At 41.3% G+C, this 13,262-nt stretch carries 12 protein-coding genes and 1 riboswitch; of the genes, 4 read left to right on the top strand and 8 right to left on the bottom strand.

The annotated features are described in order from the left end of the window. Positions 1 to 156: 156 nt before the first annotated feature. The 4 genes from EDD70_RS14320 (at position 157) to EDD70_RS14305 (ending at position 4,694) form a co-directional block, all read left to right on the top strand. The gene (locus tag EDD70_RS14320; protein ID WP_092756511.1) at positions 157 to 834 is read left to right on the top strand and encodes a response regulator transcription factor; all 678 of its coding nucleotides are present in this window, start codon (positions 157 to 159) and stop codon (positions 832 to 834) included. Then, positions 834 to 1,835 carry a sensor histidine kinase gene (locus EDD70_RS14315; RefSeq protein WP_205408628.1) on the top strand — a complete coding sequence of 334 codons (1,002 nt, stop codon included), beginning with the start codon at positions 834 to 836 and terminating at the stop codon, positions 1,833 to 1,835. The genes EDD70_RS14320 and EDD70_RS14315 overlap by 1 nt, the downstream gene beginning before the upstream one ends. A 122-nt stretch (positions 1,836 to 1,957) precedes the next feature. Further along, positions 1,958 to 2,725, top strand: coding sequence for an ABC transporter ATP-binding protein (locus EDD70_RS14310; RefSeq protein ID WP_092756515.1), 768 nt, complete (start codon positions 1,958 to 1,960; stop codon positions 2,723 to 2,725). After that, a complete protein-coding gene (locus EDD70_RS14305; RefSeq protein ID WP_092756517.1) occupies positions 2,718 to 4,694 on the top strand; it encodes an ABC transporter permease in 1,977 nt (658 codons plus the stop codon). The genes EDD70_RS14310 and EDD70_RS14305 overlap by 8 nt, the downstream gene beginning before the upstream one ends. A gap of 123 nt (positions 4,695 to 4,817) precedes the next feature. Here EDD70_RS14305 and EDD70_RS14300 read toward each other — a convergent pair whose 3' ends face one another. The 8 genes from EDD70_RS14300 to EDD70_RS15030 all read right to left on the bottom strand — a co-directional run. Beyond that, the gene (locus EDD70_RS14300; protein ID WP_092756519.1) at positions 4,818 to 5,678 is read right to left on the bottom strand and encodes an AraC family transcriptional regulator; all 861 of its coding nucleotides are present in this window, start codon (positions 5,676 to 5,678) and stop codon (positions 4,818 to 4,820) included. A 97-nt stretch (positions 5,679 to 5,775) separates the two neighbouring features. Then, a complete protein-coding gene (locus EDD70_RS14295) occupies positions 5,776 to 6,006 on the bottom strand; it encodes a hypothetical protein (RefSeq protein ID WP_092756521.1) in 231 nt (76 codons plus the stop codon). Positions 6,007 to 6,183: 177 nt separating this feature from the next. After that, entirely contained in the window at positions 6,184 to 7,299 is a 1,116-nt protein-coding gene (locus EDD70_RS14290; protein ID WP_092756523.1) for an anaerobic sulfatase maturase, read from the bottom strand. A 371-nt stretch (positions 7,300 to 7,670) separates the two neighbouring features. Then, the gene (gene thiE / locus EDD70_RS14285) at positions 7,671 to 8,312 is read right to left on the bottom strand and encodes a thiamine phosphate synthase (RefSeq protein ID WP_092756525.1); all 642 of its coding nucleotides are present in this window, start codon (positions 8,310 to 8,312) and stop codon (positions 7,671 to 7,673) included. After that, entirely contained in the window at positions 8,299 to 9,123 is an 825-nt protein-coding gene (thiM, locus tag EDD70_RS14280; protein ID WP_092756527.1) for a hydroxyethylthiazole kinase, read from the bottom strand. Before thiM ends, thiE begins: the two co-directional genes overlap by 14 nt. Continuing rightward, the gene (gene cytX / locus EDD70_RS14275) at positions 9,089 to 10,294 is read right to left on the bottom strand and encodes a putative hydroxymethylpyrimidine transporter CytX (RefSeq protein WP_092756529.1); all 1,206 of its coding nucleotides are present in this window, start codon (positions 10,292 to 10,294) and stop codon (positions 9,089 to 9,091) included. Before cytX ends, thiM begins: the two co-directional genes overlap by 35 nt. Before the next feature lie 45 nt (positions 10,295 to 10,339). Further along, positions 10,340 to 10,855: an energy coupling factor transporter S component ThiW gene (gene thiW / locus EDD70_RS14270; protein WP_341465137.1), complete on the bottom strand. Its 516-nt coding sequence runs from the start codon at positions 10,853 to 10,855 to the stop codon at positions 10,340 to 10,342. Positions 10,856 to 10,907: 52 nt separating this feature from the next. Further along, positions 10,908 to 11,015: riboswitch (TPP riboswitch) on the bottom strand. A 166-nt stretch (positions 11,016 to 11,181) separates the two neighbouring features. Beyond that, a partial coding sequence (locus EDD70_RS15030; RefSeq protein ID WP_341466717.1) for a prolipoprotein diacylglyceryl transferase occupies positions 11,182 to 13,262 on the bottom strand: 2,081 nt, incomplete at its 5' end.

The following is a 13,262-nucleotide window of genomic DNA, read 5'->3' as shown; positions in this document are numbered from 1 at the left end:
AAATCTTGCCGCGATGTTTGCATTGTATGGGAATTTACAAATATTGCTTTAACTTATTTAACTCATGATTTAAAATAATGAATATGATAAGAATAAATTTATTGATAAAGAGCCAGATTTTTTCAAGAGTCTTCTTGTCCATAAAGGAGGAATATGGTGTATAAAATTTTAATTGTAGAAGATGACACCACAATTACTGAGGTATTGGAGCGTCAACTGAAAAAGTGGGGATACTTAGTTGAGACGGTAACAAACTTTGGCAGCGTGCTAGAGCAGTTTGAAGCTTATCAGCCGCATTTAGTGCTCCTTGATATCTCTTTGCCGTTTTTTAATGGTTACCATTGGTGCTCCGAAATACGTAAAATCAGCCAGACACCAATTATTTTCATTTCATCCGCAAGTGACGATATGAATTTGGTTATGGCAATTAATTTGGGGGCGGACGATTTTGTATCGAAACCTTTTAATTTGGAAGTTATAACGGCAAAAATACAGGCAATCCTTCGGCGTACCTATTCTTTTGGTGCCGATTTAAACATACTAACACACAATGGCGTTACTCTAAACTTGGGCGAATCTACTTTGCTTTACGGCGAAGAGCGCATAGAGCTTACCAAAAATGAGTTTAAAATTATGCAGTTACTGATGGAAAACATCGGCAACACGGTTACAAGAGAGCACATCATGAAAACTTTGTGGGAAACTGAAAGCTTTATCGACGACAATACGCTTACCGTAAACATCACCCGCTTACGCAGAAAACTCGAGAGCATCGGGCTTGCAGACTATATTGTAACCAAAAAAGGCATAGGCTATTTGGTGGAGGCTTCATAATGAATTGGATTACAGTGTTAACCGCCTATTGTAAAAGCCGAAGAAACACTTTATTATTGGTTGCTATTTATTTGACGATCATTCTGTTGGTATACTGGTTATATGGCTTGCCGTGGGGGCCTGCCTTTTATGCATCCATCATTATAATTGCAGTTACAATTGGTTTTTGTGTTTTGGATTTTCATAGCTACCACAAAAAAACCTCACAGCTGCATATCCTGAAAAAGCAGGCAACACTGCATTTAGGCGAATTACCTCTCGCCTATGACCTATTGGAGAAAAACTACCAGGATATGCTCTATCTTATGGAAGAACGATGCCAAAATGCAGAAGAAAAAACGCGCCAAAATGCAGTTGATGCCAACCGATATTATACATTATGGTCGCACCAAATTAAAACACCCATTGCTGCCATTCGGCTGCTTTTGCAAGAAGAAAATTTAAACTGCAGCGCGCTGGAACAGGAATTATTCAAAACAGAACAGTATGTAGAAATGGTATTGCAATACCAGCGGTTGGGTATGGATGCAAAAGATTTGGTTTTACAGGAATACTCACTGGATGCTTTGGTAAAGCAAGCTTTGAAAAGAGTATCCACTTTATTTATTCATAAAAACATCGGTGTAAATCTATCCAACCTTAACCGACGTATCATCACAGATGAAAAATGGTTGGTGTTTGTAATTGAACAACTGCTTACCAACGCGGTAAAGTACACACAGGAGGGCAAAGTTTCCATCTATCTTGACAAATATTCAGCGGATACACTCGTGATTGAGGATACGGGTATCGGCATACAGCCGGAAGATTTACCAAGAGTTTTTGATTGGGGATATACGGGCTATAACGGCAGATTAGATAAACGCTCTACAGGCATTGGCTTAAGCCTTTGCAAACAGGCGCTGCTGATTTTAGGGCATTCTATTACAGTTACCTCTATGGTGGGCAAGGGTACAACCGTAAAGCTTTTACTCTCACGAGAGAAGTTCGACATCGAGTAAAACACAGCACCTTACACAAATGTAAGGTTTGAGAAAAGAAATGTAAGTCCTTTCGATGGCTGTACATTTCTTTTTTTCTTATACTATATCTATAAACTAAATTATCTAGGAGGATTTACGCGATGTCACTTTTAGAGGTAAAGCATTTGAAAAAAATATATACAACCCGTTTTGGAGGTAACCAGGTACAAGCTTTAACCGACGTTAATTTTACGGTAGAACAAGGTGAGTATGTAGCAATTATGGGTGAATCGGGGTCGGGTAAAACCACCCTGCTGAATATTTTGGCATCTTTGGACAAGCCCACCGGCGGCGAGGTTTTGTTAAACGGCAAAAGCACAGCAAATATTCCTGACGGGCAAATGTCTAAATTCCGTCGTGATAATTTGGGATTTGTGTTTCAAGATTTCAACCTGTTAGATACCTTTTCGTTGAAAGATAACATCTTTCTTCCTCTTGTATTGTCACACAAGCCTTATGATGAAATGGAAAAACGTTTAAAACCAATTGCCGAAAAGCTTGGCATAGCCGATTTATTGGAGAAATACCCTTATGAAGTTTCGGGCGGGCAAAAACAGCGTGCGGCTGTTGCCCGTGCACTGATTACCTCGCCAAAGCTGGTACTAGCAGATGAACCAACGGGCGCTTTGGATTCGAAAGCGACGGACGGATTGCTGCGTGTTTTTCAGGGAATTAACAACGAGGGGCAAACAATTTTAATGGTAACCCACAGTACACGTGCGGCAAGCCATGCAGGGCGCGTATTGTTTATCAAAGACGGCACCGTGTTCCATCAGCTTTATAAAGGCAAGCTGAGCAACGAGGAAATGTACCAAAAAATATCGGATACGCTTACTGTTCTGGCTACAGGAGGGAAAGCACGTGAATAAGGCTTTTTACCCTCGTTTAGCAGTTACCAATATCAAAAAGAATAAAAGCATTTACGTGCCGTATTTACTGGCAGGGTCGCTGATTGTCTCGCTGTTCTACATCCTCAGTTCGGTTACCTATATGGTGTCGCACAGCAATATTAAGGGTGGAGGAACCATGGGCATCATTTTAATGTTTAGCACATGGATATGCGGATTTTTATCGCTGATTATTCTTTTTTACATCAATAGTTTTATTATGAAACGCCGCAAAAAAGAGTTTGGTTTGTACAGCATTTTAGGTATGGAAAAACGGCATATCTCCATTGTAATGCTTTGGGAGGTTGCCATTGCCGGAGCAATCAGCATTTTTTGCGGTATTGCAAGCGGTGCACTGTTCAGCCAACTTTTATTCCTTCTGTTGCTAAAAATTGTTGGTTTACCGTCAGCACTTACCTTTCAAATTCCTCTACAGTCCATATTTTCTACCTTTATCCTGTTTGGTTTGGGTTTTGCAGTTGTACTGCTATTCGATATCATTGGCATTATACGCTCAAACCCCATATCTTTGCTGCACAGTACCAAAGAGGGCGAACGCGAGCCCAAATCTCGCTGGCTGATTGCGTTAATAGGTGCAATCACTTTAGGCGGCGGTTACACACTTTCGTTGATGGTGCGCACAGCCTCAGACGCAATCGGAGCATTTTTATTTGCAGTTGTGCTGGTTATGATTGGCACATATTGTTTGTTTATTGCAGGCAGCATTGTTGTACTCAAATTCTTGCGCAAAAATAAAACATTTTACTATAAGCCCAAAAACTTTATTTCGGTTTCGGGTATGATTTACCGCATGAAGCAAAATGCCACCGGACTTGCAAACATATGCATCTTGTCTACGTGTGTTTTGGTTACGTTGTCATCCACCGTTTGTTTGTTTATTGGTGAGGAAGATATTTTGCAGGGCAAGTTTTACCGCCAAGTACAAGTAAACAGCATTGCCAGCGAACAAAGCGAAGAGCTTATGGAAGCAGCCGCAGAAAATCATGCTCAAAGATATGGTTTTGAAGTAAAAAATGCCGTTGGCTATACCGGGCTCTCTTTTGCTGCAAAAAGAAATGACGATACTTTTCAAATAAATAAGATATACAACGCAGACACTTATGAAATGTATGCTTTGAATTTACAGGATTATAACCGCATTACAGGAGCGGATTTATCTCTAAAAGACGGCGAGGTTTTGGTTAATATCAGCGGCACACCTTTAAATGGTAATACAATTCAAATAGTCAACAGCAGTTATAAAGTTGCTGGTACAATTGCACCCCCCAAGTATATAAGCACCATCGGTGTAGGTAACGGAGTGTATATTGTTGTGCCAACTTTTAAAGATTTACAACATTTGAGCAACAACTTAGAGCTAACGAACAGCAACAAAGATGGGTATAAGCTCTGGTACAATTACAAATATGATGTAAAAGGGGATTCAGAAAAACTGCCCGAATTTTATGAATCAATGCGAGATGCTTACAACGAAACGGTACCTCATCTCGGCATGGTAGATAACATTGATTCCGCTCGCAGCGGTTTTTACCAAGTTTACGGCAGTATGCTTTTTGTCGGCATCTTTTTTGTAACATTGTTTCTCATTGCAGCCGTACTCATTATCTACTACAAACAGATTACCGAGGGCTATGATGACCACGACCGTTTTCAGATTATGCAAAAAGTAGGTATGAGCGATAAAGAGGTTCGCAGTACCATTCAAAAGCAGGTGCTTATGGTATTCTTTTTGCCGCTTGGTATGGCTGTGGTTCATATCTCAGTTGCGTTCCGCGTACTGTGCAAAATGTTGATGGCATTTAATATGTACAACACCACGTTGTTTCTGCTGTGTACCTTAGGTGCAGTTTTGATATTTGCAATATTCTATTTAATCGTATATCAGCTCACCGCACGCACCTATTACCGTATTGTACAAAACAAGGCTTAAAAAACAACAGAATAATCTAAAATACAAATGCACCTTCTGAGCAGTAAAATTACTCACAGAAGGTGCATTTTAATTATACCATAAAAAACAATTCAATTAAAAATAGAATACAGTACTTTTGGGCTAATTTTTAGCTTTCTTTTGAACGGGCACCCACACCTCAAATTTTGCATTGGCGGGGTCTGCATTTAGGTACAATTCAATGTCGGGCGCATCTGCATACTCATACCCGGAGGTAGGCAGCCATTCTGTAATAATACGTTTTTCAAGTTCCTGTATCGCAAGCGGCATTGCCCCTTCCCCCGAAAAGATTGCCCATGTTTTTGCAGGAATTGTGTACTCAGACAAACCCTCTACAGCTTTTTTATTGCTGGATACGGCAATATAATATTCCCAGTTTTCGTCTGCATCCATACAAGCGCTAAGCCCCATTATCCCCATAGGCTGGCTGTTCATCAGCTCGCAAAGCTGCGGAATTTTCCCCTGCTCGCTAACCTGTTGCCAAAATTGGGGGATAGTCGTGAAATTTTTTTCTACATCCTTTTCCATCGGCGTTTTTACGCCAACTACCCGAAATGCCTCTTTTTTTTCGATGCGGTAATCCATTTCTGCTTCTCCTTTAATGGTAATTTTGAAGCTGATGCGCGGAAACGCTTTGAGACCAACGCCCTGTTTTTGCGCAGTTGACGGCGATATCCCATGGATGCTTTGAAATGCACGGTTAAATGAGGTTGGTGAATTGTAGCCGTATTTGAGTGCTACATCCAGTACTCTTTCACCGTTTTGCAAATCGAATGCCGCTGCCGTCATACGTCTGCGCCGAATATACTCCGATAACGGCACCCCTGCAATGTACGAGAACATACGCTGAAAGTGAAATACCGAGCAGCACGCAAGCTTTGCCGCCTGATGATAGTCAATTTCACCTTGTAGATTTTGCTCCATGTAATCAAGCGCGTCGTTCAATTGGTCTAGCCATTCCATGCCATCATCTCCTTGTATTTATGCTACCATTTTAACAAAAAACAGTCCTCGCCTTTTGTGCACAAAAAAGCGAGGATGGGAAACCTTGGTGAATCATTCAATTTTTTAAATCGTGAGAGCCTACAACGTTTAAAAACTTCAAAACCAAAGGAATATAGGTGGCGGTAAAAACTGTTGTTGTAATAAATGCGGCAGGTTTATGGAACTTTTTAGGCAATGCCATCCCCATCATAATGCCTGCTGCATAAAGGCAAATTTTTAAAAGTGCAATATCTTTCCAGTTTGCTATTTTTAAATACTCTTCTGCATAGCCAATCAAGCGTTTCATACCAATGCCCCTTTTTATTTTAGTATAGCATAAATTACATTTGCCGCATAGTACTTGCTATTATTGTAATCTATTATTTTTGCGTTATGCAATAAACAAGTTTTGGTTGTGTTTTATGTTTAAAAACAACATATAGAGCAAATGTACTGTAAATGCTTGGGGACAATGATATTTGTTTTATTTGCTGTATTTTAGTGCGATTTCTTTCAATCGGTCGTACGCGTAATTAAAAAACATCTTATAAGATTCGCAAAAAAAGTTGAGAGCCAATGCGCCGTTTTCAATGTAGTCGCGGTCTCTTCGGCATCCTCCGCGGCAAAGCGGATACCATTGACATTCGCTGCATTCAGTTGCTATGGAAAGGGATTGATTAATAAATCCAATCCCCTCTCTGCAATCATTGATCTGCGCAAAATCGCTGTTGTTGAGGTTCCCCAACTTATATTCATCCAGCACATAAAAATCGCATGGGTAAACCTCTCCGTCTGATTCTACAACATTTTGCCTGCTGCACTGCCCCCACATACTGCAGCTTTCGGGGGGGTAACCCCACAACATAGATATAAGGTTATCAAAATATCTGATAGAAACCTTTTCACCCTGCATCATATCCCTATACCACAGGTCAAACAAATTCATCAAAAATTCACCGTATAACTTCGGAGTAAGCGAGTAATCATGCCCCCCCCGCTGTTCGCCAATGGGGTCAAGACAAGGGATATACTGCTGATATATAAAATGATTTCTTTTATAAAAAGCATATACTTTTCTAATATTTTTTGCAAGCTGTTTGGCTACTACCGTAAGGATATTGTATTCCACCCCATAGGTGTCGAACAACTGAGCCGCATGCATTGTTTTGGAAAAAGTGCCCTTCTGGGCATTATCCATACGGTACAAATCATGAGTATCCTTAATTCCATCCAAAGAAAGCCCAACCAAAAAACGATGTTCCGCCAAAAATTGTGCCCATTCACGGTCAATAACATAGCCATTGGTTTGTATGGCATGATGTATGGTAAGATTCTTGGTATTGTATTTTTGTTCGAATTCAATCAACTTCTTATAAAAATCAAGACCTGCAAGCGTCGGTTCGCCACCCTGAAAGGCAAAAGTGCATTCCATTGAAGCAGCCGACAAAGTCTTTTTTACTATGTTCTCTAATGTAGAGAGGTTCATTATTCCGTAAGACGCAACTTCTCTGTTTTCTGTAATATCTGCATAAAAACAATAGTTGCACCGCATATTACAATTCCCTGACGCAGGCTTTATCAATAAGTGTAAAGGGGGCATGACAAATCTCCTTCTTTTTCTACATCCTTTACCCTATTATACTATTGTTTTCAAACTTAGGTCAACTTTAAACTGCCATTAACATCATTTTACTGTTTGCAGTATTGTTTGAAGGGGCTTTATAATCGCTTGGTCTTTAGGCGTTATACCTTTGTAACCGAGATGAAATATCTCACATCGGGCTTTTTATAGTAGTAGCAGTTGATTAAGCAGTAAATCTATTTTTTAAGTTGGCTTAGCAATATATCGCTAAATTAATTTCCTGAGGAATATATTATTTCCTGAGAATTACATTTTGTAGATACCGTCAACATAAATTGAACCGGAGACACTGAACTTTGCGTCTCCGGTTCTTATACTTACAAGGTTAATTATATATTTACCATCTTCTGTGCCAGTTGATGCAATTCAGCTGTTGCAACAGTAATGTCAGGCTGTGCAAAAATTGCCGAAACAACGGCTATTCCGTCAATTCCGCTGCCGGAGAGCTGCAAAATGTTGTCTTTGTTTATCCCGCCTATGGCAACCACAGGGATAGAAACCGCCGAACAAATCTTTTTTAATGTTTCAAAAGATACTGCATCTGCATCCATCTTGGTGGAAGTAGAAAATACAGCACCCACCCCCAGATAATCCGCTCCGCTTTGTTCTGCTGCTATCGCTTGCTGCACTGTTTGAACAGAAACACCCAAGATTTTCTGCTCACCCAATTTTTTGCGCGCAGCAGAGGCAGATAAATCCCCTTGCCCTACATGCACTCCATCTGCATTGCAGGCAAGCGCCACTTCAATATTATCGTTGATTACAAAAGGAATACGATACCGATCGGTTACCGATTTGATTTCTTTTGCTTGTGCCACAAATGCATCAAAATCAAGTTGCTTTTCGCGCAACTGCACAAAAGTAACACCAGCCTTGATTGATTCTTCTACCTGCGAAGACAAAGTACTTCTGCCCAACCACGTGCGGTCAGTTACCGCGTAAAGCAGCATGGAAGATTTATCGACTCTCAATTTTCATCCCTCTTTCTAAGATAGTTTCGTCCATTTTGCTCATCTCATCTATGATATAACTGCGATAAGTGGACGTCCCTCCTCCATTATTCAGCAGCCGACTGTATGCTAATTCTCCGCATAAGCCCATTGCACTCACCGCGGCAGCCACTGCTTCTGTAAGCTGCGCGGGGTTTGCTGCGCAAAATGCCGCTATCACGGCAGTAAGCATACAGCCTGTACCGGTAACTTTCGACATCATTGCATTTCCGTTACGGATAACATATGCCTTACTGCTGTCTGCCACTATATCTATCGCGCCCGTAATGGCAATTACAGCACCTGTTTTTGCGCTCAGTTGCTTTGCGTAAGTAATGGCTTCGTCTAAATTTGCATCTGTAATGGCATCACTGATGTCAGCATCTACCCCTTTGGTTGTACCGCTGCCCTGTGCTACTGTTTTAATTTCAGATATATTCCCGCGAATAACCGAAAACTTTATTTTATCCATGAGCTGAAACGTGGTAGAAGTACGCAAGGCAGATGCCCCGGCACCAACAGGGTCAAGAATAACAGGGTGGTTCATTTCATTTGCCTTTATGCCTGCTTTCATCATAGACTGAATGCTTCTTTTATTCAGCGTACCGATGTTGATGACGAGTGCATTACAGATGGAGGTAATTTCTTCTACCTCATCTTCATCGTCTGCCATAATCGGAGAGCCACCGCATGCCAACAAGATATTTGCACAATCGTTAACGGTAACGTAATTTGTAATGCAGTGCACCAAAGGCGTTTTAATCTTTACATTTTTTAAAATTGTGCTGAACATAGCTTTTCCCTCCATTTACTAGAATACATAATATTGCAGTAATTATCATTACAGGCAATGTATTGCCCAAAACAGTGTTTATAGACATGAATAGGCGGTAAACAACAAAACCGATACCCCATAGAATAAGATTTGTACTATCCACGGGTCGGCTTGAGCGGTCTTTTTTTAGTATAAAATAGTCGGCAATTAAGATGGCAACCATAGGAGCAAATACAGACCCGATGAGATATAAGAAGTTCTCATACTGCTCTATCGGCGTAAAAATCGCCAACAGTGTACCAATAATGCAAACTGCCACAGCGGCCCATTTTTCGCTTACTTTTTTTGTTATAGTGCCAAAACTTATACCTGCAGAATAAGCATCCAAAAAAGTAGTGGTTACAGTTGAAAAAATAATAATCAGTGCACCAATCACACCCAACCCCGCCTGCATCATTATCAATGCAACATCCGATTGTGCTGTAAAGATTGCGGCACCCAAACCGATGATGTACATCCAGCAGCTCGTAAAAAAGTATACCACAGCACTTACCGCCGTAGCAGCTTTAGGCTGTTGTGCGTATTGGGTATAGTCTGAGATCAATGGCAGCCAAGAAAGCGGCATAGCAACCGAGAGCTCTACCGCTGCGCCAAAGCTCATCTCTCCAAATGGGGCAAATGTTGTGCCGCCGCGAAATACAACCATGCTCATAACAATTGTCATGAGAAAAAGAGCACTCATGGTAATTGCATTGATTTTGCCAAGGTTACTGATGCCTATCAAAATCCATACAATAATCAACACACCAATCAAAACACACCATAGTGCTTCACCTTGTGTATGTAAAACCGGGTTGGCAATCACCCCGGTTGCTCTTGCTCCGCCAATAATCATAACGGCTGTCCACCCTACCAGCTGAAGAACATTGAGCACCGAAAAAAGCAGTGCACCTTTGCTGCCGAATGACATTTTTACAGTTTCCATGGCACTTTTTTTGCTTTTTGCACCTATCAACCCTGCAAAATAAAGTAGGATACAACCTATTGCATGCCCCAGCAATATTGCCGCAATACCCTTTGCAAAGCCCAAAGGTGCCAGCAATGTTCCGGTTAATATTTCAGCAATAGAAACTGCTGCTCCAAACCAAATCAGCCCATTGCTGAGAATTGAGGTTTCACCTTTTTTCATGATTTTACACTCCCAAAAAATAATAAATTACTATGCCAATTGGTTTTATGAGCCTACGTGTTCGCCTTCTTTTCTTGTTTTAATTTTTAGTACTCCAGCTTTTTTAAGTGCTTGAATAATGATAACAGCAGCGGACGAGCCCACTGCCGTACTAATTAAAAACGGTACAACAAACCCCAAAATTGCAGCGTTGCGCCCCATAAGCCATACGGCAATAGGGTAAGCTGCTATTGCTCCCAATACTCCTGTGCCGATTATTTCGCCAGTTACCGCAAAAACAAGTTTACTACTGTACTTATACAACAACCCACCGCACAGTGCACCTACCATGCTGCCCGGGAAAGCCAAAAGTGTGCCCGTACCTGTAACCACACGAATAAATGAAGTAATAAATGCCATCGTTACGGCATAAGTCGGCCCTAACAAAACCGACGCCACCACGTTGATTATGTGCTGGACCGGAAAGCATTTTGCAGCACCTATCGGGACAGAAATTGGAGAGCATACAACACCCACTGCAATTAGTATCCCTGCCAGAGCAAGTTTGTTCAGATTTTTCATTTTATCCATCTCTTTCAAAAAAAATAGCGGAGAACCAATATAAGGTTCTCCGCTGATAAAGCAGTATCTTCCCTACGTTGGCATTATCCAAATCAGGTTTAAGGGTCGAAGTTCGATTACTTCCTCTCAGCCTGCTATACAAGCTCCCCAATATTTAGTTTCTATTATTTTAGCACATTATAAATCGTTTTGTCAATTAATGTTACCATAAACAGTATTGCACCACAAGAATATAAAAGCAAAGCATAAAAAAGAGCTGCCTCACAATTTAACTTGTGAAACAGCTCTTTGCTTATAGATTTGTTTGCAGTTGATGAGATTACAGCTTATTTTTCGTTAGAATCTTCATCGTCTTTTTTCAGTTTCAGCGCCAGTGAACCAACGATAGCAAGGCAACCGAACACAGCCAGCACTCTGGAGCTGCCGCCAAATTTGGGTAGGTTGCCAAGAGGAAGTTTAGGATCCACTATAGTAACCAATCCGTCCGGTAATGGTGCCAGTGGTACAGCCGGATCTTCGATGATAACGGTATTGTCATCATCATCGTTATTATTGTTACCGCGGTCTTTGTTACCGCCTCCGCCACCGCCGCCGGTAGTACGCTTGTAAGTGATGATTACCTCGTAGTCATAATCAGGGTCATAAACAAAATCATCGGTATACAAAACTGTTTTAGGTTTTGTAATAGTAACTTCTGCTGCTTTGGGTTGAACCTGAGTTTCGGTATCAGATAAGGCTTCTTCTGTGATAACAGCATCTGTACCAGTGGCTGGCTCAACGGATTTAGACTCTGCATTTGACGGAGCAGGAGTCTCAATTTTATCTCCTGCTTGCGGAACAGATGGTACCTCATTTAGTGCGGCGTCTTGCTTTTCAGCAGCTGCTGCCTGTTGGGCAAGTGCTTCGAGTTGAGCAGCAATTCCATCTATTGTTGACAATTGCATCACTACAACTGCCCTTGAGCGAGAAGCTGTCTTAGCAATTACAGATTGAGAAACATTCTGTTCGTCACTCTTTGGTTCTTCGGCTTTAGGCTCTTCCGTTACAGGAACTTCCGGCTTTGGCTCTTCAACTTTAGGCTCTTCCGTTACTGGAACTTCCGGTTTGGGCTCCTCAGCCTTAGGCTCTTCCGTTACTGGAACTTCCGGTTTGGGCTCCTCAGCTTTAGGCTCTTCCGTTACTGGAATTTCCGGTTTTGGCTCTTCAACTTTAGGTTCTTCCGTTACTGGAACTTCCGGTTTTGGCTCCTCAACCTTAGGCTCTTCCGTTACTGGAACTTCCGGTTTTGGCTCCTCAACCTTAGGTTCTTCCGTTACTGGAACTTCCGGTTTTGGCTCCTCAGCTTTAGGTTCTTCCGTTACGGGTGCTTCTGTTTTGGATTCATCAAGCAACGAATTGATTGGCTTTTCTTTTAAGGTGCCTCTTACTTCAATTTTAGAGAATGAATAGCTTCTACCATTAAAACTCCGCATTCTTTCGGCAAACATTTTAGCAAGTTCAACCTTAAACTCTGAGCCATCCGATGGAATGGTAAGTGCAACTTCAGCACTGTTTTGAACGCCATCTTTATCGCCATTGGTAAAGTACTCATGAGTTACAGGAATACTCACGCTGCCGTCGGGAATTTCTTTGTAATACACCTTGATAACGTTCTTTTCTTCAGAAATTTCAAAAGGCAAATCGGGTTCGATTCGGTCTCTTGTAAATCCTTTCTTCAAGCTTTCTGCATCGGGTACAAATTCAACGATAGGATTAGATTTTAGAACAGTATTTTCAGATGTTTCAAATGGCTCTAATTCTTCGTCATAATAGTACTCTATGCTGTAAGAAAGTTTCTGAGTATCATCCTTGATGTAATACACCTTGATGACCTTGTTTGCCGAGGTTACTGTAAATGGGAGTTTTGTTGATTTCTCTTCATCCAGCTTGTAACCTGCGGGTTTATTTGCATACACTACACTGTTGACCGTGGGGGTATGCATCGGTACGGTCAGCTTATCGTTACTTTCAAACGGTGCTGTTTCTTCATCCTTGTAATACTCAACCGTATATGGCAGTGTCTGTGCGTCATCTTTTACATAGTACACCTGGATAACGCTGCCGTTTGCTATGGTTTCCGGTAGAGTTTCGGGGTTGGTTTTCTCAAACTTGTAGCCGGTGTATTTGTCGTTGGAGGTATCCACAGGTTTTACATCTATTGTATTCCCTGCGTTAATCCAAACGGTTTGGGTTTCGGTGAGAGTATCAACCTTAGCATCATCTTTGTAGTACTCTACGGTGTAGCTCAACTCTTTGGTTTGGGTATAATCCCCTGCATAATAAACCTTAATTACATTGTTCGATGAAGTTACGGTAAACGGAAGTTCTGTTGATTTCTCTTCATCCAGCTTGTAGCCTGCGGGTTTAT

The sequence above is a fragment of the Hydrogenoanaerobacterium saccharovorans genome (genome assembly GCF_003814745.1).
Lineage (GTDB): Bacteria > Bacillota > Clostridia > Oscillospirales > Ruminococcaceae > Hydrogenoanaerobacterium > Hydrogenoanaerobacterium saccharovorans.
The sequence above is the reverse complement of the archived record's forward strand: the minus strand, read 5'-3'. Positions and strand labels throughout refer to the sequence as shown.

Coding starts and splice junctions, on each gene's coding strand:
- EDD70_RS14315 (WP_205408628.1), top strand. CDS start 834: ATGAATTGGATTACAGTGTTAACCGCCTATTGTAAAAGCCGAAGAAAC.
- EDD70_RS14310 (WP_092756515.1), top strand. CDS start 1,958: ATGTCACTTTTAGAGGTAAAGCATTTGAAAAAAATATATACAACCCGT.
- EDD70_RS14300 (WP_092756519.1), bottom strand. CDS start 5,678: ATGGAATGGCTAGACCAATTGAACGACGCGCTTGATTACATGGAGCAA.
- EDD70_RS14295 (WP_092756521.1), bottom strand. CDS start 6,006: ATGAAACGCTTGATTGGCTATGCAGAAGAGTATTTAAAAATAGCAAAC.
- EDD70_RS14290 (WP_092756523.1), bottom strand. CDS start 7,299: ATGCCCCCTTTACACTTATTGATAAAGCCTGCGTCAGGGAATTGTAAT.
- thiM (WP_092756527.1), bottom strand. CDS start 9,123: ATGTTCAGCACAATTTTAAAAAATGTAAAGATTAAAACGCCTTTGGTG.
- cytX (WP_092756529.1), bottom strand. CDS start 10,294: ATGAAAAAAGGTGAAACCTCAATTCTCAGCAATGGGCTGATTTGGTTT.
- thiW (WP_341465137.1), bottom strand. CDS start 10,855: ATGAAAAATCTGAACAAACTTGCTCTGGCAGGGATACTAATTGCAGTG.